Here is a 1101-nt window from a genome sequence, read left to right on the forward strand (position 1 = left end):
TAAATTAAGGATTTTGTTGGAGAGTGTTAGAGGTTTGAGAAATAGAATTGCCCACCACGAACCTATAATTTCTCGTGACCTTGACAGTGACTTTAAAAATATTGATAACTTAATTCAATATCGTTGCCAAGACACCGCTTTTTGGACATGTAAAAATCAACTCGTCACACCTCTAATGGAGCTTAAGCCGTTTTAAAAAATAGGTTAATGTCGGTTAATTTAACGTAACGTCACTTAGTGCGAACTCAGATTTAGACACAAGAACGGCTTCCGAATCGGGAGCCGTTCTTCGTTGTCAGGGTGCTAATAAAAACAAAAAAAAACAGCAAGATATTGCGGTCGGTACGTTAGTAACGAAAATCTACAAGTGAAGCGGTAGAGTCCGATCTCGATGCGTCATCATCGAGGCACACAATGACGCAAGGCGGAGGAAAATTTATTTTCCGATACCGCAGTGTTATTACTGGCGAACTCGCCAACTGTGTGCCTATATTTCGAGGTACACCTCGAACAGCGTTCCTGTTTTTTGCTGTGTTTTGTGCCGTCCAACGATTATCCAACCAAAATCCAACGACTATCCAACCAAAATCAGCGCAACACCATGCGAATAACGTTGAATCCAACGGCTATCCAACAGAAAAACAACCAAAATCGATGATTGAGCATGTAGGGTGTTGTTGATGGTGCTTTGAAGTTTTGAAATATATTTTTTTCGCACGATAGAAACAAAAAAGCCTCCCAATCGGGAGGCTTTTTTGTAGGGATTGGTAATGATCGGTAAAAAGGATCATTGAGATCAAACGCTTTTAGGATTAATCTCTTTCCCCATATGTGACAAAACCAGCCGTAGGAAGCTGGTTTTCGTCGGGATACTCTAACGTTTGAACCGCGTTTAGAAGTCCTTTCATGATAGATCATATCAAGCAAGCACTTCAAGAGTAATATTCCCCAAGTAGTCGGTGGTAGGATTAAGAGTCACTAGGGCTATGAGACAGCATAGAGGTGTAGAAGTCTAAGGACTTCCTCCACAAATCAGAGACTTTCAACCTAGTACGTTGTTATTTGCTCTGGTCTGATGGGGACTAGCGGATTTGTCGAAAG

The 1101-nt window shown here is 41.3% G+C and carries 1 pseudogene; it reads left to right on the forward strand.

The features are described 5' to 3' along the window. Positions 1–196 (forward strand): annotated as a pseudogene (locus R7E00_RS24790) (hypothetical protein); the annotation flags it as partial. Positions 197–1101 lie beyond the last annotated feature (905 nt).

It is taken from the genome of Vibrio sp. Vb1755 (genome assembly GCF_033338635.1).
GTDB lineage: Bacteria > Pseudomonadota > Gammaproteobacteria > Enterobacterales > Vibrionaceae > Vibrio > Vibrio alginolyticus.